At 55.5% G+C, this 24,113-nt stretch carries 18 protein-coding genes; 8 read left to right on the top strand and 10 right to left on the bottom strand.

The annotated features are described in order from the left end of the window. Positions 1 to 32 precede the first annotated feature (32 nt). Positions 33 to 1,688, bottom strand: a complete 1,656-nt coding sequence (locus LA5095_RS00275) for an ABC transporter substrate-binding protein (RefSeq protein ID WP_055112520.1) — start codon at positions 1,686 to 1,688, stop codon at positions 33 to 35. A 244-nt stretch (positions 1,689 to 1,932) separates the two neighbouring features. Here LA5095_RS00275 and LA5095_RS00270 point away from each other — a divergent pair, with 244 nt between their 5' ends. Both LA5095_RS00270 and LA5095_RS00265 read left to right on the top strand, forming a co-directional pair. Beyond that, positions 1,933 to 2,718, top strand: coding sequence for an IclR family transcriptional regulator (locus tag LA5095_RS00270; RefSeq protein WP_159100757.1), 786 nt, complete (start codon positions 1,933 to 1,935; stop codon positions 2,716 to 2,718). 148 nt (positions 2,719 to 2,866) lie between these two features. Continuing rightward, positions 2,867 to 4,594 carry a M28 family metallopeptidase gene (locus LA5095_RS00265; RefSeq protein ID WP_055110960.1) on the top strand — a complete coding sequence of 576 codons (1,728 nt, stop codon included), beginning with the start codon at positions 2,867 to 2,869 and terminating at the stop codon, positions 4,592 to 4,594. A gap of 288 nt (positions 4,595 to 4,882) precedes the next feature. Here LA5095_RS00265 and LA5095_RS00255 read toward each other — a convergent pair whose 3' ends face one another. Then, a complete protein-coding gene (locus LA5095_RS00255) occupies positions 4,883 to 6,487 on the bottom strand; it encodes a DUF6351 family protein (protein ID WP_158510314.1) in 1,605 nt (534 codons plus the stop codon). A 112-nt stretch (positions 6,488 to 6,599) separates the two neighbouring features. Between LA5095_RS00255 and LA5095_RS00250 the strand changes: the two genes are divergently transcribed. Then, complete coding sequence (locus tag LA5095_RS00250) at positions 6,600 to 8,801, top strand: cation:dicarboxylate symporter family transporter (RefSeq protein ID WP_055110955.1); 2,202 nt, start codon at positions 6,600 to 6,602, stop codon at positions 8,799 to 8,801. Between the two features lie 390 nt (positions 8,802 to 9,191). On the opposite strand, the gene LA5095_RS32595 is transcribed toward LA5095_RS00250, so the two are convergent. Then, a complete protein-coding gene (locus tag LA5095_RS32595) occupies positions 9,192 to 9,356 on the bottom strand; it encodes a hypothetical protein (RefSeq protein WP_158510313.1) in 165 nt (54 codons plus the stop codon). 360 nt (positions 9,357 to 9,716) lie between these two features. Here LA5095_RS32595 and LA5095_RS00245 point away from each other — a divergent pair, with 360 nt between their 5' ends. Next, positions 9,717 to 11,825, top strand: a complete 2,109-nt coding sequence (locus LA5095_RS00245) for a HAMP domain-containing methyl-accepting chemotaxis protein (RefSeq protein WP_055110953.1) — start codon at positions 9,717 to 9,719, stop codon at positions 11,823 to 11,825. 89 nt (positions 11,826 to 11,914) lie between these two features. On the opposite strand, the gene LA5095_RS00240 is transcribed toward LA5095_RS00245, so the two are convergent. The 3 genes from LA5095_RS00240 to LA5095_RS00230 all read right to left on the bottom strand — a co-directional run bounded on the left by LA5095_RS00240 (position 11,915) and on the right by LA5095_RS00230 (position 14,831). After that, positions 11,915 to 12,583, bottom strand: a complete 669-nt coding sequence (locus LA5095_RS00240) for a hypothetical protein (RefSeq protein ID WP_055110951.1) — start codon at positions 12,581 to 12,583, stop codon at positions 11,915 to 11,917. Between the two features lie 3 nt (positions 12,584 to 12,586). Then, positions 12,587 to 13,987, bottom strand: coding sequence for a selenium-binding protein SBP56-related protein (locus LA5095_RS00235; RefSeq protein WP_055110949.1), 1,401 nt, complete (start codon positions 13,985 to 13,987; stop codon positions 12,587 to 12,589). An 85-nt stretch (positions 13,988 to 14,072) separates the two neighbouring features. After that, a complete protein-coding gene (locus LA5095_RS00230) occupies positions 14,073 to 14,831 on the bottom strand; it encodes an IclR family transcriptional regulator (RefSeq protein ID WP_055110947.1) in 759 nt (252 codons plus the stop codon). A 90-nt stretch (positions 14,832 to 14,921) separates the two neighbouring features. Between LA5095_RS00230 and LA5095_RS00225 the strand changes: the two genes are divergently transcribed. Beyond that, positions 14,922 to 16,034 carry an S-(hydroxymethyl)glutathione dehydrogenase/class III alcohol dehydrogenase gene (locus tag LA5095_RS00225; RefSeq protein WP_055110945.1) on the top strand — a complete coding sequence of 371 codons (1,113 nt, stop codon included), beginning with the start codon at positions 14,922 to 14,924 and terminating at the stop codon, positions 16,032 to 16,034. A gap of 289 nt (positions 16,035 to 16,323) precedes the next feature. Here the strand turns inward: LA5095_RS00225 and LA5095_RS00220 are convergent, their stop codons facing one another. Next, entirely contained in the window at positions 16,324 to 17,787 is a 1,464-nt protein-coding gene (locus tag LA5095_RS00220; protein ID WP_055110943.1) for a bifunctional 3-(3-hydroxy-phenyl)propionate/3-hydroxycinnamic acid hydroxylase, read from the bottom strand. Between the two features lie 20 nt (positions 17,788 to 17,807). After that, positions 17,808 to 18,779 (bottom strand): VOC family protein, encoded by a 972-nt coding sequence (locus LA5095_RS00215; RefSeq protein WP_055110940.1) that lies wholly within the window; start codon positions 18,777 to 18,779, stop codon positions 17,808 to 17,810. Between the two features lie 276 nt (positions 18,780 to 19,055). Between LA5095_RS00215 and mdlC the strand changes: the two genes are divergently transcribed. Further along, positions 19,056 to 20,639 (top strand): benzoylformate decarboxylase, encoded by a 1,584-nt coding sequence (gene mdlC, locus LA5095_RS00210; RefSeq protein ID WP_055110938.1) that lies wholly within the window; start codon positions 19,056 to 19,058, stop codon positions 20,637 to 20,639. On the opposite strand, the gene LA5095_RS00205 is transcribed toward mdlC, so the two are convergent. After that, positions 20,640 to 20,846 carry a hypothetical protein gene (locus LA5095_RS00205; RefSeq protein WP_055110936.1) on the bottom strand — a complete coding sequence of 69 codons (207 nt, stop codon included), beginning with the start codon at positions 20,844 to 20,846 and terminating at the stop codon, positions 20,640 to 20,642. It abuts the gene before it with no gap. Continuing rightward, entirely contained in the window at positions 20,843 to 22,240 is a 1,398-nt protein-coding gene (locus LA5095_RS00200; protein WP_055112517.1) for an FAD-binding oxidoreductase, read from the bottom strand. Before LA5095_RS00200 ends, LA5095_RS00205 begins: the two co-directional genes overlap by 4 nt. 131 nt (positions 22,241 to 22,371) lie before the next feature. On the opposite strand from LA5095_RS00200, the gene LA5095_RS00195 reads away from it, so the two are divergent. After that, the gene (locus LA5095_RS00195; protein ID WP_055110934.1) at positions 22,372 to 23,130 is read left to right on the top strand and encodes an IclR family transcriptional regulator; all 759 of its coding nucleotides are present in this window, start codon (positions 22,372 to 22,374) and stop codon (positions 23,128 to 23,130) included. A 129-nt stretch (positions 23,131 to 23,259) separates the two neighbouring features. After that, on the top strand, positions 23,260 to 24,099 hold the full coding sequence (locus LA5095_RS00190; RefSeq protein WP_055110932.1) for a VOC family protein: 840 nt from the start codon (positions 23,260 to 23,262) through the stop codon (positions 24,097 to 24,099). Positions 24,100 to 24,113 lie beyond the last annotated feature (14 nt).

Here is a 24,113-nt window from a genome sequence, read left to right as displayed (position 1 = left end):
TGACCATGCCACCGCGCGTTTTGTCGGAGGTCTTACTTGCCCAGGGTTTCCGAGACACCTTCAGGATAGGCAAGTCGCTCGCCAACCCCGCCGTAACCAGCTTCCTCGAGGATGCTTTTGGCAACATCCGGACCAGCCTTGAAGCCGTCAACGACATCAGCCGCGTGCCAGTATTCAAGTGCTGGCGAAACCACCGAATTCGATGGAACCGCAAACTTCTTGAACGCCGCGTTGACAATCAGCCGGCGATCCACGGCACTGGACAGCGCCCTGCGGAAAGCCGGATCGTCAAAGGGAGGACGCCGAAGATTGAACGCCACGTACCGGAACCCGATGTCGACCGTTGAGACAACTTGCAGGTCGCCATCTTCATCTGCTGCGGTAATCAGCACCTGCGGGTCGCCCTGGAAGTCTGTGAGGAAGTTCAACTCGCCCGAACGAAGCATGCCTAGCGCTGCTTCCGCATTCGGAACAATCCGAAGAATGAAGCGGTCCGCTTTGGGGGCATTGAAGTGGTCGGCATTGGCTTCAAGCACAATTTCTTCATTTGGCAGCCACCGCACGAATTTATACGCGCCCGAACCGATCGGCATCTCCTCCTGATGGGATTCCGCATTTTCCTCCTTTGAGGAAAGATCGGCCAGGATAGGCTCCCACACGTGTTTGGGGATGATATTGATCTTGGCAAGGCTGGACGTGAGGAAGGACGCGGAAGGTGTGGCCAGCGTGAAAACGATGACGTTGTCACCCTCGATTTCGATGTTCGTGATGTTCTGCCCGAACGGCGCATACATGGGCGCTTCACCGCCGGTCGTTGCCTGATAGGAGAACACCACGTCTTCGGCTGTGACCGGGTTGCCGTCATGGAATTTCAGGCCATCGCGTAGCGTTACCGCAATGGTCTTTTCGTCGCGCCACTCATGACCTTCCGCAGCCCATGGTGTCGGCAGACCGTCCGGCCCGACACGGTAGAGGCGATCATAGATCAGTTCGGTCAACCAGTTGTCGGTAACACCGGAAATGTAAAGCGGGTTCACCGCGATCACATTGTCGGAACTGTTGACGATGACGTCTTTTTGTTCGCCGGTCGGAGCCAGCGACAACCAGGTCCAGTAGCTGCGGATCCCGATGCCGGACTGATCGACGACCGTCGCCGGATCGAACACCGTCTTGTCAAATGCAAAGGCCTGCTGGGGATGCACAAGCATCATGTTGGGCTGGTCCGCGTCCAGCATCTTCTGTGCCTCGATCACAAGCTTCTGGCGTTTTTCCGGATCGACCGTCACACGCTGCTCTTCCACCAGCTTGTCGTATTCGGGGTTGTTGTAGCCAATGAAATTGTAACCCTTGTCGGCGGTCGATGAATGGAAGAGATTGTAGATGATCTCGTCCGGGTCGGAACGTTCCGGGCGGCCGGTCATTTGCCAGGCGGTCACGTCCCAGTCATCACGATTGTACCAGACTGCGTTGGCCATCTGCGACCACGGCATCACGTCAACTTCAACATCAAGACCCAGTTTGCGCCATTCCTGTGCAATCAGCTGGATCGCCTGGAACTCGGCCGGTTGCGCTGCCTGTGGCCGGGACAACAGGTGAATTGTACGTATTGGATCCTGCGCGGAAACGGACGTTGCATAAAACGACGCCCCCAGCGCGGCCCCCACGGCAATTTTGAAAAAAGTCTTCAAGGTCACTCTCCTGTTGACTGGGCCCGAGCGCAACGCGTTCAGGCCATTTCGGTTGCGCGAGGCCTCCGTCAGCCTTGCCAAGGCGCGGAGCAGGCCGCCCGATCACACCAAAAATCCACACCGGATGAGATCAGTGGTGATCCTTTTGGTGAAGATTTTGTTTTATTCAGTAAAACATTTTTGATATGCTTCAATCAGTAAAACACATAGAAAATTAAAATCAATAGAGTGAAGGAAGAAAATGGTGACATCGACAGCACCAGGCGCAGCTGAGCGGAAGTCGTACCGGATTGATGCAGTGGCTCGGGCATTGCGGGTTCTGGAAGCTTTGGGCGACACCCCCGGCATCGGCGTCACCGCACTGGCGGAGAAGCTGGGGCTGACGAAGTCCATCGCCTTTCGCCTGCTACAGACGCTGGAAGAAGACGGCTACGTCCAGCGCGACGAGGAGCGAGCGATCTATTCACTCGGCTATCGTGTCGCATTGCTGGGCGAACGTGTCGGACGCAAGGGAGCACTGCTGCAGGTCGCACGCCCCGTCATGGACGCGCTAAGGGACGAAACAGGAGAAAACGTCAATCTCGTGGTGCGCGAAGGCACAGCCGCGATTGCCATCGCGACTCGGGAAGGTCTTCATAGCATAAGATTGTTCGCGCAAACCGGCAGGCGCGGACCATTGCATGCGGGAGGCGCGTCCATGGTGCTTCTGGCTTATGCTGAACCCAGCATCCGTGACCGTGTGCTCGACGCTCCGCTGGAACGGTTCAGTCCCCACACAATTACCGATCCTGAACGCCTGCGCGATGCTCTCCTGCTCATCCGGTCCAACCGCTACAATGTCGCGACCAACGACCTCGACGATGGTGCCTTTTCCGTTGCCGCGCCCATCCAGAACACGGCCGGTGAAATCGTCGCCGGGATCTCTGTCGCCGGCGCCTCGGCGCGGCTCGATGAAGTTCGCCGTGCCAGCTATATCGAGAAAGTCGTCGAGGCCGCGGCGGAAATCTCAAAGCGCCTTACGCTAGGCTGACACTCATGCCGGATTTGAAATCCCGCGATCTATAGCGCCGTCTTGTTGCAATGACTCCTGATCACACGGGTTGCGGATGATCTCGACTTGCTGCTAGTGTTTTATTCTGCATTACATTGTTTCACTGAATAAAACACTGGAAGCTCCCATGAACGCCACAGAAACTGCTTTGCTTGATCAAGTCACCATCCACGACCCTTGGGCGCTGGTAGAGAGCTTCGCCACCTTCAAGCGCGAACATCCGGACGACGTGAACCGAGGCATGGAGGAAGTTGTTTCGCGACTCGAGGCACACGGTGTCGAAGTCAAGGTTCACGAACCGGATCTGTTTCTGAGCCTGCCGGGAGAAGCGCGAATTGAGGCAGATGGCACGACATTCCGCGCCAAACCTCCCGCCTTCAGCGCAGATGCGAGGACTGGCCTGACCGGTCAACTGGCCTATGTCCCCGGCACGACGAATATGGACGAGGAGGATGCCTTCGAAAGTCAGTTGGAGGCGGGGCCGGAAATGGAAGCGAAGGTGCGCGGCAATATCGTCCTGACCGAAGGTTTTGCCAGTCCTGCAATCATATCCCTGATGGAGGGATGCGGAGCAATCGGCGTCATCGCAATCAATCCCGGCATCGATGTTCACTGGGGGATTTGCACGACGATCTGGGGTATACCCGGCGCATCCGACCTGGCCCGAAAACCCGGCATTCCGGCCGCCGCGGTTAACCTGGAGGCCGGCAAGGCACTGATCGAGCTGGCAAGGTCCGGCGGTCATGCGACGATTTTTACCGAAATGGAGGAAGGCTGGTTTCGGTCCAAACTCCCGGAAATCACGATCAGCGGGACTGAAGAACCCGAGAAATACGTTTTGCTGCACGGCCATCTTGATAGCTGGGATGTGGGTGTTGGCGACAATGCAACAGGCGACGCAACGATGTTGGAGATTGCGCGCGTTCTTTGGGCCAACCGGGACAAGCTTCGGCGCACGGTCAAGATCTGCTGGTGGCCAGGCCACTCGACGGGTCGCTACGCGGGATCAACCTGGTATTCGGATACCTTTGCGCTCGACCTGGATGAAAACTGTGTCGCGCAGGTAAACTGTGACAGCCCCGGGTGTCGATGGGCCACGGAATTCATACACGTTTCGGTCATGTCCGAAGCCCATGATTTCCTTGCCGGCGTAATTCGGGATGTTGCAGGCAAGAAACTGCAATCCGAACGCCCCCATCGGGCCGGAGACTATTCATTCAATGACATCGGCCTTTCAAGTTATCTGATGCTGTCATCGGCCATGACGGACGCTCACCGCGAAGAACTTGGCTATTATGCCGTTGGTGGCTGTGGAATGAATATCGCCTGGCACACGGAAAACGATACGCTGGAAATTGCGGACAAGGACATCCTGCTCAGGGATATCAAGGTCTATCTTCTGGCTGTATTCAGGAATGCCAATGCATCGGTACTGCCAATGGACTGGCGGGCAACGGCGCGTGAATTCCAGACAACCATCGACGACTACCAGAACCAGGCAGGAACCGAATTCGACCTTTCCGGCTGTCGTGCGGCCGCGACGGTGCTTCTGTCGGATCTGGAGAGTTTTTACGATGGCGTCGCAAGGGGTATTGTTTCCAAGGCCGCTGCAAATACGGTCATCCAGGAGCTGGCGCGTATTCTGGTGCCCTTGAATTTCAACCGAAGCGACCGGTTTCGGCATGACCCCGCGCTGACCATCCCTCCCCTGCCTTCACTGGAAGAAGCGACGAAAATCGCGGACCGTCCGGTTGAGCTGAAAGGATTTTCGCGCACCGAACTTGCGCGCGGCCAGAACCATGTGATCGCAGGCATCCGGACGGCGCAAAAACTGATCGCCAGGCTATCGAAGTAGAATTCAGTCGCCCGCACCTGAGCATCGGTGAATTGCCGCACATTGGAGATTGCGAGATATATAGGCAACGTGACACTGGGCGACATTTGGAGTTTTGGATGCGCGCTGGTGAACTCAAGCGCCCGCCCCTCCTTCCGCGCAATTTGGCAATGCGATCCTGCGCGGAAGGTCTCCATGTCGGCTTTTTCGATGAGATATCAGAACAAAAACGCAAGTCCTGCAGGCAATTCGAGGAACGGCAAATGGTGACCGGCGTAACGCGAATGAGCCATTTCAAAGCTCTGACGGCTAGCGCCGGGTAAGGTCGAAGTTTTCGCAACTGAAGCTCGCCGGATCATTCGGGTCGCCGGACCCGTCATAGGTCACAGTGCCCGGGTGTGCGCAGATGATCCGCCCGTTGCCTGTTGGCTCCCGGGTCATCGGGTTGACGAATGGGGCATCCAGCTTTTCAGGCGCCACACCGGTGTTCAGCCAAATCTCGAGGGCCGCAATGTAGTTCGTTCCGTCCGGACCTGGACCGCCCTGGCAATGCGCGACACCGGGACGGATGAAGAGCCGCACGTCATCTCGCGCGGTCTTGTCAAAGGCAAGTACGTTTTCGTAATAGTCAATCGTCCCATAGGCAGAAAGTGAGCCGTCCATCCAGCCGTTGTCTATGATCAGCTTGCCGCCGTTGGCGCGGAATTCCGAAAGGTTCGGGTCGGTCGCATCCAGTGTCGGCGACAGCCGAGCAGCGTTATGCGCATAATCTGAGAAGTCATAATCTTTATAAGTCCAGTCCGGATCGCTATAGAAGAAATACTTCATCAGACCGGTCGCGAATCCCCACCGGGCGTTCGGAACGGGTGGCGCTTCGAACACTTCGTCCTCAAGACCGGGATGGAAGTCCACCTGTTCCTTGGGTATGAACCCGCCTGTGATCCATCGCTCCCACCCCAGGGGATTTCCGGGAAGCTCGGCGCCATACGGAACGCCTGGCCACTCGGAATTTCCGTAGGAGAGGCTCCCATAGACCGCCTCAGCTACCGCAACCTGCTCTTTGGTAAGGCATTGGTTGGTCCCTTCGGTACCACACTCCAGTGCAGAGACATCAATATCGCATTGCCTCGGGTCGTTCAGTATCCCGTCTGCCAGGCCATCCAGCGCATCACATCGGGCCATGACCGCATTGCCAAGCACCTGAAGTGCACGGGCATCAATCACAGGTGTCGTGATCTGGTCGGGATTGGGGTACATGAGTTGGGCTTCTCGGGTCCAGCGCCCGGCGATCTCATCGGTCCAGCTGTAGGCCGGCGCACCGGCATAAATGCCATCAAAGAGATCCGGTGACCTCTGGGCCAGCATCAAACCCTGTCCACCTCCGCGAGAACACCCGAAGAAAATGTCACGCCTGCTCGGCGTGCCATAGTAGTCTTTTATGATCGCTTTCGCGTGCATCGCCGTCCGATGCACCGCCATGTGACCAAAGTTGACCTGTCGTTCGAGATTGTTCAGGGCCCAACTTGCGCTCAATGCATTTCCCTTGTGTCCGGTGTCGGTTGCGACGGTTGCCCAACCGCTCCCGACAACGTTCCAGAGATCCTGCGCTGCATTCGCGTAGTTTCCAGCGAACCCGCCACTTCCCCCCATGACGAACTTGCCGTTCCAGTCGTCAGGCAGCAGCAACACAAATCCGGTTTCTGTTCTGATGATGCCTTCAACCCGGCAATGGCCGACAGGTTTGGTGAGGAACGTTGCTGAAACAAATGCAACATCGGGATAGTCAGCAAGATTCTGCAGCTCGCAGGCCTGTTCCCGGGCTGTGACATCTCCGGAATTTACGGCAAATGCAAATATTGCGGTCACCGCAATCATGGGCCAATTCGCCATAGCCTTGGATATTCTCGCGAGCATCGTGACTCTCCTCCCCAAACCTGAGTACGTTACCCTCATGAATCGAATGCGCAACCTGGAAACAAGCACCTGAATTGCAATTTGAAATGCGAGGGCAAATGGAAACACCCCGATGCGCATAGGCAGGATTGATCTCGCTCTTCAGGTGCTGATCGGATTGGGCGCAGGCCTTCTTACCGGTCTCTTTTTGGGGGAGCTTGCCGCGCCACTGAATTTTGTCGGAACAGCTTTCATACGGCTTCTACAGATCACCGTTATTCCGTACATCATGGTGGCGTTGATAACGGGTCTTGGCCGACTCGAGATCGCCGAAATTGGCAAATTGGCCCGCACAGGCGGCGGAGTGCTTGGACTTCTTTGGTTGCTGGGGATTTGCCTCGTTCTGTCAATGCCGCTCGCCTTTCCAGACTGGCCGCAGAGATCCCTCTTTCAAAAATCTTCTCTCGAGGCAGGCACGCCCGTCGATTTCCTGCTGCTTTTCATTCCCTCCAATCCTTTCCACGCCATGGCCAACGCAATTGTTCCGGCAGTTGTAGTCTTCAGCATCTTTGTAGGCCTGGCACTGACGGTGACACCACGGCGGGAGTTGATCATTGAGCCCTTGCTGGTGTTGGGCGACACGCTCGCCAGGATCACTGGCGTAGTGTCCCGTTTGTCGCCGATCGGAGTTTTTGCTCTGGTTGCAGCACTGGCCGGCACGGTCAGCGCGGATGATCTTTTTAGATTACAGGTCCATGTCGTGGTTTCCGCTGCCCTTGCGCTTATTGCAGCGCTTTGGCTCTTGCCTGCGATTGTCTCGAGCATCACTCCACTTAGGCATTTTGCAATTTTGCGCACATTACGTGCACCGATGCTGACTGCATTCGCAACCGGGAGCACTCTCGTCATTCTCCCGATGCTTGCTGAAGCCTGCAAGCGCCTGATTGACGAGTCCACTGACGAGCGCCCAAGACTGCAGTCGCAGGACGAGGCCGAAGAAGAACGCGAAGTTCAGTCTTCCGTGGATGTTCTCATTCCAACTTTCTACAGTTTTCCAACCGTTGGAAGCGTTCTTGCGCTCGGCTTCGTCGTGTTTGGAAGCTGGTATGTCGGCGCCCCTATGGATGTCTCGCAATACGCCACTATGGTTCTAGGAGGCATTGCCAGTCTCTTCGGTGGCACAGCGATTTCGATCCCGTTCACGCTTGAACTTGTAGATCTCCCGGCCAGTCTTTTCGGTGTATTTTTATCCATCGACTTTATCGGCAGCAGGCTTTCGTCTCTCGTGGGTACGATGCACTACGCCACAATCGCGTTGATTGGTACTTTCGCGCTTCAGCGACAAATATGGTTTCGACTTCCTGTGCTTTTGAAAGGCTTGGTGCCTGGCCTGTTGGTCACAATCGCACTTCTTTTGGGGTTCCGGGTGGTCTACTCCAATTTCATTGTGGTGCCCTACACCGCCGCCGACGTCCTGTCCGAAGCACAGTTGCTTGGTACGGAGACTGAGGCGGTCGTTTATATCGAGGAACCGGAAGCCCCCTTGCCCGGTGGTCCAAGATCCTACGACGACATCGTTTCGTCAGGTTCTATCCGGATTTGTTACATCCCCGGAAATTATCCCCTGTCGTTTTTCAACAGTGCTGACAAACTGGTAGGCTTCGACGTTGAAATGGCGCACCGATTTGCGCTTCGATCCCGTTTGGAGCCGATCTTCCTGCCTCTTGATCAAGTCAGCAAAGCTCCGGACAAACTGGATTCGGGATATTGCGATGCCGTCTTCAATTCGACGACTGTTTCCCTGGATCGGACGACAACGACTTTGCAGACGGCCCCGCTCAGTCTTGCAACGCTCGCATTGGTTGTTCCCGAAAAGCAGCGCAAAAACTATGAGACCTGGGCCGACATTGTCGATTCCGAGGACATGAAGCTCGCGTATAGTGGTTATCACTCCTTGCCACGAGCAGCCGCGACCAGTCTTCCCACGATTGAGTTTGTTCCACTCAAGGGATTCAAAGAGCAACAGGCTTACTTTGAAAACGAAGGAAAAGGTGCAGATGCATTCATTGATACGGCCGAAGAAGGCGCTGCCTGGACCCTACTCTACCCGCGCTTTTCGGTTGTTGTACCAAGGCCAGTGACCCGCGTACCCATAGTTTACCTGACGGCCAAGGACAGCCCACTGCTGCTGAAGGCCCTGAACACTTGGTTACTGATTGAACGTGAAACCGGCGGCATTCAGGAACTTGAGGAATATTGGATTGAAGGTAGGAGAGATGCCGTTGCAACATCGCGTTGGTCAGTAATTCGCAACGTTCTTGGATGGGTCAACTAGCAAGGAGGGGTGTAATAACCACAGGAACTGCTGCACTCAAGACGACCGTGACTGACAACTTGGTATGTCCACGTCCGCTTTCCGCATTTTTTTGGACAAGCATGGCAATCATGCCTCCTGGCTTGGTATTCTTCTGTCCGAGCCAATTCGCCACCTTCCCGATGGCACCATGAACTGCACGTCACGGGGCTAAATTCTCAACTGCCAAAGATTGCATTTTCGTTTTTGCAGCCTGCAATCGACCCACCTTTTTCATTCTGGTGGATATGCAAATCAGGCTCGGCGGCTGATGAACCGGCGTAATGACGACAAAGCAACAGCTGACAAGACGCGCCCCGTTATTGCATCAAGGATGTGTAGCTTTTCGCATCCGATGCAGGCCAATCTGGATCAATGCCCGTAATAGGCGGAATAAATGCCAAAGACGCCGACGACGACCAGGCTCAGGGCCCAGACCAGGTCCAGATTGAACCAGGACTTTGACAGGAATTTCAAACCGAGCCACAGGTATCCGGTGACAGCAACAAACCCTCCGGAGACCATCGCAATCAGCATTCGATTCGATTGCGCATCGCGCTACACCAAACATTTAATGAACAGTCTTCACAGTCCCGGTCAATGGTCTTTACGATACGCTCGGTCACACCATTCTCGAACCGAATTCCCTAGTGTTTAATCGGTAAAAAACGAGCGGGCGATACATGTGATGTAGAAATATTTAAGGACCTAAAAATTAACAATAGGCTGTTTACTAGTTAATTTTACTAACGCATGAATATCATCAAATACTTTCTTACTTAATCATAAATTTACCTAGAGCAACTCTAATAAAATCGACTTAAAATTGTATGCGACAGATCACATTATTCATTGATCTGGTGCTGCATTCAACCGTTGCTGGAGGGAGCAGTGGGAATGTTCAATGTCAAAATTGGTGGCAGGATCTATGCCGGGTGTTTTGCGCTTGTAGCCGTTCTGGTTGTTTCGGTGGTGACGACACTCGTGAGCGTCAGGCAAATCGAAACCAACGTTCAAAGGCTCGACGGACTGAGAATTCCCACATCAAACAGCAGTCAATCCATGGTTCGGGACATCTACGGGACTCTCGCCGCGTTGCGTGGATGGATGTTGACGGGAAATCCGGACTTCAAGGTCGAGCGGGAAGCGGTCTGGCAAAACATTGCACAACTGCGTGGAAAGATCGATGAGCTGTCAACGAACTGGACCAATCCGGAGAACGTTGACTCATGGAACGCATTCAAGGTTGTTCTTGACGAATTCGCCGAAGCCCAGAACCAGGTCGAGGCTCTGGCGAAAAGTCCAGATCAGTTTCCTGCGACAAAAATCTTGATCGAGGAGGCGGCCCCTCTTGCAGCATCAATGGTCGCGGACATCACCAAGATGATCGATATCGAAGGCAATTTGCCACCGGCCAGCGACGAGCACCAACGCAAGAAATTGCTTGGCATGATGGCCGATGTGCGAGGCACACTTGGTCTTTCACTGGCGAACATTCGGGCATTCTTGCTGACCGGCGACAAAGACTTCCAGGCAAATTTCGAAACGCTCTGGGTAAAGAATTCAAAGAGGTTCGAGGACCTGACCGGCAGCAAGGATCAACTCAAGCCAGACCAGCTTGAAGCGTTTGAACGATTTTTGGCGTCGCGCGAAAATTTCGCGCCGCTGCCTGCAAAAATGTTTGGAATCAGGGGGTCTGAGCGGTGGGACGCCGCCAACTACGCCCTCAAACACGAAGCTGCACCTCGTGCCGGAAAGCTGCTCACAACGCTTGTCGGGGCAAAGGATGACAACGGCATCCGTGGTGGCGGAATGGTCGACAATCAACGCGCACTCATGACGCAGGACGCGGAAAACATTGCGGCGAGCGTCGACAGTCTGACCAGGCTGGTCTGGGGTCTGCTCGGCCTCGGTCTGGTGTTGGGTGTCGCAGTCAGCTATTTGACGGCTCGCTCGATCGTACGCCCGGTGACCGGAATGACAGGTGCCATGGCAAGGTTGGCCGAGAATGATATCTCCACCGAAGTCCCTTCCGTGGCACGGCGTGACGAGATCGGTGAGATGGCAAAGGCCGTACAGGTTTTCAAGGAAAACATGATCCGGGCGGCAACACTTGAACAGGAACAGCAAAATGCCGCTCTGGAGGCTGAAGCTGAAAAGAAGCGCATGATGGAGGATCTTGCCAACGACTTCGAACGGGCGGTCGGTTCCATCATCAATTCCGTGTCGGGAGCATCGACCGAACTACAGACAACTGCGCAATCCATGACCAGCACGGTTGAGCAAACCAGTATGCAGGCAGGCGTGGTCGCAACCTCGTCGGATCAGGCAAACAGTAACGTGCAGACCGTCGCGGCGGCGACTGAAGAAATGGCCGCCTCGGTCCAGGAGATAGGTCGTCAGGCCGAGGATTCATCCAGAAAAGCTCAGGCGGCTTCTGCAGAAGCCGAGGAAACAGTCGAAAAAGTTGGCGCTCTGTCAGAAGCTGCAACAAAGATAGGTGCTGTTGTGTCCCTCATTCAGGACATTGCTGAGCAGACAAACCTTCTTGCGCTTAATGCCACGATCGAAGCCGCACGTGCTGGTGAGGCCGGCCGAGGTTTTGCTATTGTTGCCTCGGAAGTAAAGGATCTGGCGTCTCAGACTGCAAGTGCGACCACGGACATCGGCGAGCAGATAAATGCCATTCAGGATTCGACACAAACGTCGGCGGAAGCAATCGGCAAGGTCACTTCCGCCATCAGTGACCTGAACGAGATTGCCGCTTCGATTGCCGCAGCCGTCGAGGAGCAATCCGCTGCGACCAGTGAGATTGCCGGAAATGTGCAACAGGCCGCCGTTGCCTCGCAAGAAGTTTCGGACAGTATCGGCGAGGTCAATCAATCCGCGGCTGGATCTAGTGCAGCAGCAGCGCAAGTCTTGTCTTCGGCGGGCGACCTGTCACGACAGTCAGAGTCACTGCGCAATGAAGTCGACAGATTTCTTCAGGGGATCCGGGTTGCCTGATTTCGTAAATGAGACTGGACGAGTATCCGGACAACCCGGGCCCTTGTGAAGAAGCCGGCACATGACTACCGGACGCAGATCAAATTGGATCAATGCCCGTAATAGGCGGAATAAATGCCAAAGACGCCGACGACGACCAGGCTCAGGGCCCAGACCAGGTCCAGATTGAACCAGGATTTTGACAGGAATTTCAGACCGAGCCACAAGTATACGGTGACGGCGACAAGCCCTCCGGAGACCATCATGGCAAGCGTATGCACCGCGGCAACGAGAAAGGCCGTCAGGACATTGTTGTTCATCAGGCTTTGAGCCGCCAGATGGCCGGCATCATCCCTGCCGACCTCGCAGATACCCAGATAGATCGGAACCAGCATCAGGCCGGCCCCATGGGCCATGGCCGCAAGAAACGACCAGAAGACCAGCCGGGCGGGATGCACGCGTGCCAGAAATTTCGGATGCCTGCGATTGACAAGCAGATACACCCCCATCGCGATCACCAGAAGCCCTGCTCCGATGCGGATTTCAACTTCCCATTCGACGAGGAACAGCATCAGCGAGAAAGGCAGCAATATGCCGATCATCGCCAGGAAATGCCCACATGCCAGCATGGCAAGCGCCCTTGGCAGTGCCTTGTGGTCGCGTTCCATCAACGCTGCCGAAACGGCCAGGGGCCATCCCATGCCGGGATTGATGCCGTGATAGATTCCGGAAATGATGACGGCCCACCAAAGGGCCGTCGTCGTTGCTAGTTCGGGCATGTGTCAGACCGAAGGGTAGCAGAAACTGTCCGTCGAGCAGTCACCGCCCTCCAACCGTATCTGATGCGCGCGCAAACCGTCCGGGAAGTCGATGTAGAAATCCTTGTCGAGTTCCAGTCCGCCATTCTCGCCGACACGGGCCATGACCATCTGGCCGCCCGAGGACTCCGGGTAGAACTGATCGTCCCATGTCGAATAGAGCGAGTTGGTCCAGTAAACGCGTTTGCCGTCACGGCTGATCTCGACCATCTGCGGGCCATAGGCAAAGTCCTTGCCATTAGGATGCTTGGCACCCCGCGCGATGCCACCGAGCTCAACCTTTCCGGCAAGAACCGGGTTCATCGGATCGGAGACGTCATATTGATGCATCTCTCCCAATCCCCAGCAGGCGACGTAAAGGTATTTGTCGTCAAGGCTGAGGTCGATATCCGTCACGAGCGGCGGGACGGCCTCGAAGCCCTGCAGCAGTGGCGGCAGGTTTTCAGCCTTTTCAGGACGCGGATCTATGGTGATCGTCTTCTTGGACTGCCACTTGCCGTCATCGTCACGCCACCAGGTGAAGATTGCGCCCTGCAGATTGGTCGTGTCGACCACGACGCCGCAAAACCCGTATGACTTGGTCGGATCGTGGGCCGGTCGGATTTCCAGCGCCATCTGGTAGTTCTCGCCAAAGTCCATTGTCTGGATGTTCTTGCGCTTGCGCAGGTCCCAGAAGTGGATCGAGTGGCCATATTTGTTGGACAGCAGGTCCTCCGGGACGATCCCGTTCTCAAATTGCGGCGGCAGCCCCCATTCCGAACTCACCATGTAATCCTGTGGCAGGTTCCACCAGAAATCATAATGCTTGTCCTGCTTGCCCCGATCCATCTCGTATTGTCCGATGATTTCGAAGGTTTCGCAGTCCATGATGAAGATGCCGGGAGGTCCGCCGGTACCGTCTTCACCGCGTCCACCCAGGCAGCTGACATAGATGCCTTCAGGGCCACAATGAATTGTGTGAGGTCGTGAGTATCCGGTCTTGGCAAAGACCTCTTCAGGCTCGATTGTCTTGTGGATCTTGGCTTCCAGCGGTTCCTTGACGTCGATCACATAGATGCGCGACGAACGGATGCCCGGCACGATAAGGTAGCGCCTTTCAAGAAATGCGTGACCCGATAGTGGTGACAGTGCCGATGAACAGGCGTTCCAGCCGAAATGATGGAACTCATCACCCTTGTTGGGCACGATCACCTGATGCACGATCTGGCCGTAAGTGTCGGAATCCGGCTTGAGGTCGACTACGGCAATGCCATCTGATTGCGATCCATCAGGGCTGAGCATGACCGTAAAGGCGTAGTTTTCCACTGGTGCCTGCATGGCAAGTTTTGGTGATGCGTGAAATGTAGGATCTGGCCTGAGGTTCATTGTTATTCCTCCCTTTCAAGTAACAATGCCCGTTTTCGGACACGCATTATCGGGCCCGCTATCGGGCCAAAAAACAGTGCAACGCTCAGACCTCCGCGACATTGCAGAGTTGGATTGCTCCACTGATTTTGTCCGAGAGACCGGTCAGCTTTCGTCCGATCTCATGGCGATAATTCTTTTCAAACCTGCGGATGGGTCCTACGGCACCGACGCTGAAGGTGGCGCCGATATTCCCGATTGAAACCGGCGCAGCAACGCTCGCGATGCCCAGGTCAATCTCCTGATCGCAATCGGCAAAGCCCCGTTCGGATATTTCCTTAAATTCAGCCCGAAGCTCAGCTTCGGTGATCTTGGTGTGCTCGGTATATTGCTTCATGCTGCGGGACAGGATTTTCTCCTGAAATTCAGGTTCCGCGAATGCGGCAATCGCTTTCGAGCATGAACAGGCATGCATCGGGCGTTCACCCAGGCCCGGATGAATATAGGCGCGGCCCGGATCGTCCGGGGTCTCCACGTGAATGATCTCGACCTTGCTGTCGCGAAATCGTGCCAAAAATACTGTTTCGTTGAAATTGGTGGCCGCAGATTTCAAAAGTGGTGCGGCGCAGCGGCGGACATCGACATCCGATTTTCCCAGCAACGCAATCCGGATCAGGCGCTCGCCGACAACGTAGTGGCCATCGTCGGAAGGCTGATCCAGGAGTTTTCTCTCCACCAGTGTCTGCACCAGCCTGTAACAGGTGGGCTTTGGCAGGCCGGTTGCCTTTTGCACCTCGAGCACAGAAACCGGACGCCCGGCAACAGCGATGATCTCCAGAAGATTGATCAGTCGTTCAAGGTGCATGTTGACGGATCTTTCTCAAATTGTAAGACTGATTATCAAATCATGAGAATTTTTTATTCTCAATGCAAGCGAAATATTTGGAGGCAGACTATGCGTACACGTGCCGCCGTAGCCCTTGAGGCAGGCAAACCCCTTGAGATCATGGACGTTAATCTTGAAGGTCCGCGCACCGGAGAGGTGCTGGTGGAAATAAAGGCCACCGGCTTGTGCCACACGGACGAGTTCACCCGCTCGGGAGATGATCCAGAAGGTATCTTTCCTGCAATTCTGGGCCATGAGGGCGCTGGCGTCGTGATCGAGGTGGGTGAAGGCGTTACAAGTCTCGAGGTGGGCGATCATGTCATTCCGCTCTACACGCCCGAATGTCGTGAATGCGATTATTGCCTCAATCCCAAAACAAATCTCTGCCAGTCGATCAGAAGCACCCAGGGTCAGGGCCTGCTGCCTGACGGCTCGACACGGTTTTCCATGCTCGATGGAACACCCATTCATCACTACATGGGCTGTTCGACCTTCGCCAATCACACCGTCGTTCCGGAAATCGCGCTTGCAAAGGTCCGAAAGGACGCGCCATTCGACAAGATCTGCTACATCGGCTGCGGCGTGACGACAGGTATCGGTGCGGTGATCAATACCGCCAAGGTGGAAATCGGCTCACGCGCCATCGTGTTCGGTTTGGGCGGCATCGGGCTGAACGTCATCCAGGGCCTGCGTCTGGCAGGCGCCGATCAGATCGTTGGTGTTGACCTCAACGACGACAAGGCCACGATGGGCAAACATTTTGGCATGACCGATTTTGTGAACCCGTCAAAAATCCAGGGTGACATTGTCGCGCATCTGGTCGAACTGACCGGGGGCGGCGCTGACTATACGTTTGACGCGACCGGCAATGTGAAGGTGATGCGCACAGCGCTCGAGGCCGCACACAAGGGCTGGGGCGAGAGCGTGATCATCGGTGTTGCTCCGGCTGGCGCGGAGATCTCGACCCGCCCTTTCCAGCTGGTTACCGGGCGCGTCTGGCGCGGTACCGCATTCGGTGGTGCCTCGGGCCGCACTGATGTGCCCAAAATCGTTGATTGGTACATGGACGGCAAGATCGAGATCGACCCGATGATCACACACAAGCTTTCTCTTGAAGAGATCAACCATGGGTTCGATCTGATGCACGAAGGCAAATCAATTCGTGCGGTCGTCGAGTTCTGAGCGACCGGACAGATGATGCCTGGAGGTCAATGCTAATGAGGCAATCCCGCCTGGTACCGGGCGGGAACCTCTAGTTGCGGTGGTTCAATGAAGCAGATTGTGAGTTGGGCCCGGCAGGGGTTTGTTGAGCGCGGCGGACTGCCGCCCGGTTTCAGGCCCTGTGGTCATCCCCTTCAAGGTTCACGCAAAATCGGGCAGATATACGCATTCGGACCAGAAGGTCCGGGTTGAGCGAGATCCGGACTGCAAATGATCGAAGCGTGTCGACCGGCCGTTGATACCGCGATATTCAGTTCACATTTCGAAACTGCTCGGCGGCCTCGACAAGCATGACTTTGATTTGGTCGGGTGAATTGGCAACTGCAAAGATGCGTTTGTCAGGCCTCAGCAGGACGCTCGTGGCACCGATAGCACCCAACAAATCTGCCAGCGGCGGTTCAACACGCGCATCGATGACCCGTACGTCCAGAGGGAATTCACCCGGTTCGACGGGATCAACCGTGATCAGTGCCAGTTCATGGCCGATCTCGTCATCCAGTTTTCTTCCGTTCTTGAGAACAGGCTGAGAGAATGTTTTGCCCCTGGCCGGATCGGAGGCTCTCCCTATTCCAGGGCCTATGACGTTCTGCAAATCCTGCATTTGCTGCGGTCTTTCTGCCTTGCCTGAGTTGCCCATTCGGTTGATCAATTCGCCCAGCCGCACGGCTGTACCGATGTATTCTGCTGCGTTCGGTTTCCGCTCCGTCTCATAGGTCTTCAAGAGTGGGATTTCACTCTCGTCGCGGCAACACCGGGCAAGTTTCCAGGCAAGGTTTGCCGCATCCCGGATCCCCGCACACAATCCCTGGCCCATGAAGGGCGGCGTCAGGTGCGCCGCATCGCCGGCAATCATCAACCGCCCTTTTACCCAGACCCCGGCGACCTCGGATCGAAATGTATAAATTGCCCGGCGTTCGATTTGCGCATCTTCGGGTTCCAGCCACCTCGAAAGGCGCTGCCAGACGTTCGAGATCTCCGATGCCTGTTGATCGGTCTGGTCATCTGGCAGTGCAAACTCCCACCTGCGTCGCAGGCCTACGTTTCTGCAATAGGTTGCCGGTGTGTCGGCATCGCAATATTGCAGCGTAAAATCACCCAGTTGCGGCATCTCATGGTTCAGCATGACGTCGACGACGAGCCAGCGTTGCTTGAATCCCAAAGAGTTCATTTGTGAGCCCATGATGCGCCTGACAGTGGAATTTGCACCGTCACAACCGACTGCAAACTGGGCCGTGGCATGATGGACCGTGCCGCTCAACCTGTCGACATAACGCAACAGGACCTTGTCACCCATATCTTGCAGGGCGTCGAGCTGGTGCGACAGCAAAATGGTGGCTCCGTCGCGCTCGCGCAGGCTATCACGCAACACACGTTCAAGATCAGGCTGATGAAATCTGTAGCTGGCAAACCACCCGTTCGACGTCACCTCCTGTGGACGCGGCCAGTCCAGCAGCACGGTGTTGTTCTTGTCGACGAAGCGCATGCCCTTGTTGACAATCAACTTGTCCTTGAAGCGATCGGCGGCTCCGATCCACTGCAACACGCGCATGATCTCGTTATCGAAATGCACCGCTCGCGGCAGATCGTAGATGTCGGCTTCCCGATCCAGAACCAGGACCCTGCAGCCCATGTCAGCGAGCAGCGCAGCCAGCACTGCGCCGGTTGGCCCAAGACCGGTGATCGCAACGTCAAAGTCAGTGTCGCTTGTTGTCATTCTGCCCGACCGTCCTGATTTCAACCGGATTTCGCGATCTCGCCATAGAGCCAGGGACAGTCCACGATTGGTGGCGCCTGAATTCCCCTTGCGGCCAGTTCAAGACGCTTCTCCTTGAATTTCCGCCGCAATTCTTCGCGCAGATATGGTCGGTCATGTCCCCAGAAACTGGGACCGACACTCGTCTCATGCGGTTCCCACGCAGCTGGATCGATTATCCGCCCGCCCCACCCGCTTTCGACAAAGAAACCGGACGGGGAACGTGCATAAAATGAGGTAATCCAGTCGTTCGTGTGACGTCCGAGCGTGTAAGCGATCAGGTCTTGTTCGATGGCAAGATCATGCCCCTGACCCACATCATCGAGCGTTCCGAACTCGATCATGAAATGATGAAAGCCTGCGCTGCCTCCCCCCACGAGCGCAAAACTGTGGTGACGTCCATTCACATGGAAGAAATAGAGAGGAACAGGCTTGAGACCGTAGTCGCTCAGCTGGAAATCGAGCAGGTCCGTGTAAAAGGGCACCAGAAGATCCGGGTCAGCAACGCACAAGACCGCGTGCCCCATACCGAGTGTTCCGGTCTTGAATCCGCTATGCGGGCGACCCGGCACAAAACGATCGGTTGTGACCATCGGCTTGTAAAACAGCTCGATCCTGTTACCCGCCGGATCATCGAACTGGATCAGTTGCTCAACGAAACGGCGGTCAGCCAGGTCACGGCTGCCTGGCTGAACTGCTATGTTCGCGGTATCGAGCCTTTGCGCATATCGTTGAAGGTCGTCTGCGGTTTCAACTTCCCAGCCCATGAAGGAAAGCGCATCGCCGGGTTCATTCGCCACGACCAGTCTCTGTTTCCGGTCGTCCATGCGAAAACTCAGGTTTTGACCACCTGCATCGACCTTCTGCATCCCCAAAAGTCCGCCGGCGAACTCCGACCAATCATCAAGATTGTCGGATCGCACTCCCAGATATCCCAGTGCACAGATCGCCAATTTCTTCCCAACCCTTCAGAGCTTTCAAGGCGCGGTACGTTCAAAAAGCCTCTTTATTCTTCTGCCAGATTTTAGGAAAAAACAAGCCTATAAATAACTAAATTACCATTTTATGAGAATTTTGTCACATTTTACTCTGATTGAGAATGGTAGTTGCCTTGATGTATTCGCCCAAAAAGGAGCGGCTGGATCCATTCGAATTCGCCTACCGAAGTTTACGCGAGATGAAGCGACGCGTGGCTGGAAAGAGCACCAAACAAGGAAAGAAAGTCTGACATGAACGTCCGTGATGTCTCGCGCGAATTGATGCGTGAATTAGGATTGAAGAAAGTGTTCGGAAACCCGGGTTCGACGGAAATCCCCTTTCTTCAGGACTGGCCAGATGATTTCGACTATGTCCTTGGCCTGCAGGAACTGTCCGTCGTGGGAATGGCGGACGGATATGCGCAAGCTTCAGGTGAAGCAGTATTTGTAAATCTGCACTCCGCCGCGGGTGTCGGCCATGCGATGGGTGGTATCTACACCGCGTATCTCAATCAAACACCCATGATCATCACGGCGGGACAACAGAGTCGCGACTTGTTGCTCAGGCGTCCTTTCCTGGGCTCGATGGAAGCAACAGAACTGCCCAAGCCTTATGTGAAGTGGAGCTGCGAGCCGGCACGTCCACAGGATGTGCCTCTCGCCTTGCTGAAAGCTCACACGATTGCGATGCAGCATCCGCGTGGCCCGGTGCTTGTCTCCATTCCCATGGATGACTGGAATTGCCCGGCCGATATGCCGCAACTGCTACATCGGAGCGACGAACATGCACCGCATGTCCAGGCGGTTGAAAATGTCGTGTCTGCTTTGACGAGAACTGAAAATCCGTCTCTGGTTCTGGGACCGGGTGTTGCCCGCAGCGGCGCAAGGCGGGCAGCAATCAAGTTGGCCGAACATCTTGGCGCAACAGTGTACACCGCCCCCATGGCGAGCCGGTCGGTTTTTGATGAAACACACCACTTGTTTGCCGGCCACCTCCCCGCTGCGCCAAGGCCCTTGCTTCAAGAGTTGAAAAAACATGATGCCAGCATTGTGATTGGCGCTCCCGCCTTCGCGTTCCACGTCTCTGGTGATCTTTCGGCATTTGGAAAAATGCCCCCGGTCTTTCAGTTCGATGATAATCCGGACGCCGTGGCAAGCGCGTTCGGCGTGCAAAGTACAATGTGTTCGCCGCGCTTGGCTATCGAGGCTTTGCTGCAGCAGACATCACCCGGAAAGCACTGGAAAAAAGAACCCCGACCGGCCCCGCAGACCACGACCGGTTCGCGTTTCAGTGCCGATTGCGTCCTGGAAACCCTCAACGCATTCTTACCGGAAAACGCCGCACTCGTGGAGGAAGCTCCGTCGCACAAAAACGCCTTCAGAACGTTTGTCCCCGATACCTTGCACCGGGAATATTTTGCAATGTCCAGCGGCGGGTTGGGATTTGCTGTCCCGGCAGCGGCGGGCATTGCGCTTTCAGAAAAATTCGGCCGTGTTGTTGCCATCGTCGGCGACGGTTCGGCGATGTACTCCCCACAAGCGCTTTGGACCATCGCGCAGCGTGATCTTCCGGTCACGATACTGATCTTGAACAACCGCGGGTACGGTGCGATGCGTGCATTCAGCGAGTTGTTTCAGAGTGACAAGGTGCCGGGGATAGAGATTGACGGCATCGATTTCGCTTGCCTCGCCACAAGCCAAGGCATGACGGCGCAGGTGGCCCGGGACACAGCGTCATTGGAAAATGCTCTCGTGCAGGCATTTGAGCGGAAGGGCCCAATGCTGATCGAGGCAAGGGTCGATCAGACAATCGAGGCACTGTATGACCTGGACTGATCATAGGACCGGGCCTGCCAACACTTCCGCATGCCGCAAGTCATCACAGGTCAGGCACCCAAGCAGCGCCATCGCACGGTCCAGATCATTGCTGAAATGCCGTATCACCCAGTCCGGGCCCGCTGCCCCGTCGAGATAGTCGAAAACCAGTTTCGGAATACGCCGGCGCGACAACTCGCGCAGGTCATCGATGGACGCCGGGATCACGCGACGGCTCCCGGCAACGGAAAAACCTTGCCGGGATTGAGGATACCGCTAGGATCAAGAACCTTTTTGATCTGCTGCATCATGTTGATCTCAACAGGGCTCCGCGAACGGTCTAGATAGCCGGTTTTCAGCGTTCCTATGCCGTGTTCAGCCGAGATAGACCCGTCAAATTCTCCAACACAATCATAGACAACGAGATCAATCTTGGCCTGGGGAAACGGGTCTTCGCGAACCTGAACAGCAAGGTGGATGTTGCTGTCAACCACATGACCGAACACGATCAGCTTCGCATCGCTCCAACGCGCTTCCAGCCCCCCGCGCAAAGAACTGACAAAGCCATCGATCCGGGTGATTGGAATGGAGACATCAAAATTCGCATTTGGCCAGAAACGGGTTTGCAGGTCGCCGGAAGCATCGCGGATGGCCCAGAAAGTCTCCGCTTCGCGAGCGGACTGCGCGATCAACACGTCCACCAGCAGGCCATCTTCGATGCAATACGCCAAGATCTCTTCGAAGCGCATGGCCTCATCTGATCGTCGCTCCTGTTCGATCAGCAGATAGTATCCGAGGCCGTGGTCCAGCGGCGGCTTCAAGGCATGATTTGTTGCAAATCCATAGAACTCCGGCCACATGGCTTCAAAGGCTGAAAGATCTGTTCCGAGCGCTTTCCGTACGCGACGGACAACCTCTCTAACAGCGTCAAAATCCGGAGCCGCGCACAAGGCTGTATCCCTGTGCAACGGTGCATCATAAAGGCGCAACACTGCACGTGTGATGACGCCCAAAGTTCCCTCGCTTCCGATAAAAAGCTGTTTGAGGTCATACCCGGCGTTGTTCTTGAGCATCGTGTTCATCGAGGACATCACGGTTCCGTCGGCCAGTACGACTTCCAGGCCAAGAACCAGATCACGCGCCATTCCATATTTGAGAACACGGTTGCCTCCTGCGTTCGTTGCGAGGTTTCCGCCAATCATGCAGCTGTCACGCGATCCGGTATCGAGCGGAAAGAGAAGGCCTGCCTCCTCCGCCGCCAGCTGCGCTGCCTTCATCGTGACGCCGGCTTCCAGCGTCATTGTTGCAGCGGTGACATCGACAGTTTCAACCCGAGACATGTTTTCCAGCGAAATCCCGACGGACCCTGGCAAGAGGGCTGCCCCGCCGGCAAGACCCGTGCGCCCTCCCTGAGGCACAACGGGTATGGACAACTCATTGCACAGACTGAGGATTTCGGACACTTCCTGCGTATTTTCCGGACGTGTCAGACCCAATGGCTCCGCTCCGGGAAGCGACGGAACCATCCAGTCTCCCCGATAGGTTTCCAGGATCGCTGGATCCGTAACAAGTACTTTTGGCGCGAGCCTCTTCCGCAAGATCTGTTGTGCTTCGTTCGACATGAAATTTTTCCAGTTCAGGTTCAAAGCCCAAGTGGCCAACTTATGCTTTGCTCACTAGAGTGATATTCTGGCTGAATTCAAATACAAAATTCTCATTTAATGGGAATCTTTTAGAAATCGAGAGAATCCAATTGGCAGGCTTTGATCGCTACGACAACATTCTGAAGCTTTTCATTCATCAACGCAGTTCCTGGACAGCGATCGACATCGCCCACGAGTTGGGCGGGGCGCAGAGCACGGTTTACAGAACCGTCCGGGAGCTGGTGGCAGCCGGCTTTCTGGAAAGTACGATCGAGGCCCATTACCGTCTTGGCCCGGCGTTTCTGGAATTTGAATATTCCATGCGCGCCAGTGACCCACTCGTCCGTTCCGGTGCCATTTTCCTGGAAACACTGGTCGAACAGGCTGGTGTATCCTGCTCGGCCGTTCTGGCACGTCTCTACGGCAATCGGGTGATGTGCGTCGCAGATGCGCATTCTTCCGATGTCACGCAGGAAACGAGTTTCAAGCGTGGGCGTCCCATGCCCATCCTGCTCAGTGCAACGTCAAAGGCGATATTGGCAGGATTGCCTGGCCGCCGGCGTGAACAGCTCTTTGATGCGGTGGGGCCGGAAAACCCGGAAGAACGCCAATCCCTGACCGAAGAGTTGAAAAACATCAAAAAGCGCGGGATATCGATTACCAGTGGCGAACTCGACAAGGGCGCCGTCGGGCTGGCCTCACTGGTCCGCAATCAATCTCTGGGAATCAATGCATCACTCAGTCTGATTCTGGCAACGAAGGACTATGACGAGAGCATCAAACCCAGGCTTCTTTCGCTGCTGACCAGCAATGCCAAGTTGATCGAAAACTTCATGGAGGATGCGCACAAGGGAATGCTGCAGCCCTAGGGAACGTGCCGGGTACGTCCAGATAGGAATTGAGGAATTTCCATAAAATACGAGTAATTTGCATTTTTTGTTTGCAGAAATATCATAATATGAGAATACTGCCTGGAAATTCTGTTCCCGGGGGTATCAGTGACTCAAACAGCAGTACAGGCTGCGGCCTACCTTCATCATCTGGCACTTGAAAGTTCCACCCCTTCCCATCTGGCCGAGTTCTATTCGGATGCGATGGACATGGGCCTTGCAAAGATCTCGGACGCGGAGTGGCGATGTGAAGGACCCGGCCGTCGAATGATCATTGTTGCCGGCGAGGACAAGAAACTCTCTTTCGCGGGTATGGCATGCCGAAATGCCGACGGGCTCGCGGCGCTCCGCGCGCGCGCAGGAAGCGAGGGACTTGAGATCCTTCAAAGCCCGTCACCCTATTTTGGCGACGATGCATTTGCGGTTCGGGACCCGAACGGTCACCTGATCTGTTTCGGATTGGCAAAGCCGGACACGACCGCACGCAAGGGCATTCAGGGCCCGACGCAGCATCTTACATTTGCTTCAAATGACGTGAGCGCCTTCGTCGATTTCTATTGCGGAAAACTGGGGTTTTCACTGGTTGATCGCGTGTTGCACGACGATGGCGATCTTGCAACGGCGTTTACCACCTCGAACCACGAACACCACACGATCGCCTGTTTCAAATCAGATCGAAACGGGATTGACCACCATTCCTACGAAGCGGGTGACTGGAACTATATCCGGGACTGGTGCGACCACTTTGCCGACCGCGATATTCAGTTGATGTGGGGCCCGGGTCGCCATGGTCCCGGAAACAACCTTTTCATTTTCATAGAAGACCCCGACGGGAACTGGATCGAGGTCTCGGCTGAACTGGAGGTCATCTATGACCGGCAGGTTGTCGACTGGCCGCAACATCCACGCACATTGAACAAATGGGGCCGCGCAATCTTGCGCTCTTAACTGGGGATCCGGGG

The organism is Roseibium album, assembly GCF_001404515.1.
GTDB lineage: Bacteria > Pseudomonadota > Alphaproteobacteria > Rhizobiales > Stappiaceae > Roseibium > Roseibium album.
This window is presented reverse-complemented; position numbering and strand designations above follow the sequence as displayed.

Bases quoted from the DNA above. Each gene is read 5' to 3' on its own strand.
- LA5095_RS00265 (WP_055110960.1), top strand. From the start codon at position 2,867: ATGAACGCCACAGAAACTGCTTTGCTTGATCAAGTCACCATCCACGAC.
- LA5095_RS00255 (WP_158510314.1), bottom strand. From the start codon at position 6,487: ATGCTCGCGAGAATATCCAAGGCTATGGCGAATTGGCCCATGATTGCG.
- LA5095_RS00250 (WP_055110955.1), top strand. From the start codon at position 6,600: ATGCGCATAGGCAGGATTGATCTCGCTCTTCAGGTGCTGATCGGATTG.
- LA5095_RS32595 (WP_158510313.1), bottom strand. From the start codon at position 9,356: ATGCTGATTGCGATGGTCTCCGGAGGGTTTGTTGCTGTCACCGGATAC.
- LA5095_RS00245 (WP_055110953.1), top strand. From the start codon at position 9,717: ATGTTCAATGTCAAAATTGGTGGCAGGATCTATGCCGGGTGTTTTGCG.
- LA5095_RS00240 (WP_055110951.1), bottom strand. From the start codon at position 12,583: ATGCCCGAACTAGCAACGACGACGGCCCTTTGGTGGGCCGTCATCATT.
- LA5095_RS00235 (WP_055110949.1), bottom strand. From the start codon at position 13,987: ATGAACCTCAGGCCAGATCCTACATTTCACGCATCACCAAAACTTGCC.
- LA5095_RS00230 (WP_055110947.1), bottom strand. From the start codon at position 14,831: ATGCACCTTGAACGACTGATCAATCTTCTGGAGATCATCGCTGTTGCC.
- LA5095_RS00225 (WP_055110945.1), top strand. From the start codon at position 14,922: ATGCGTACACGTGCCGCCGTAGCCCTTGAGGCAGGCAAACCCCTTGAG.
- LA5095_RS00220 (WP_055110943.1), bottom strand. From the start codon at position 17,787: ATGACAACAAGCGACACTGACTTTGACGTTGCGATCACCGGTCTTGGG.
- mdlC (WP_055110938.1), top strand. From the start codon at position 19,056: ATGAACGTCCGTGATGTCTCGCGCGAATTGATGCGTGAATTAGGATTG.
- LA5095_RS00200 (WP_055112517.1), bottom strand. From the start codon at position 22,240: ATGTCGAACGAAGCACAACAGATCTTGCGGAAGAGGCTCGCGCCAAAA.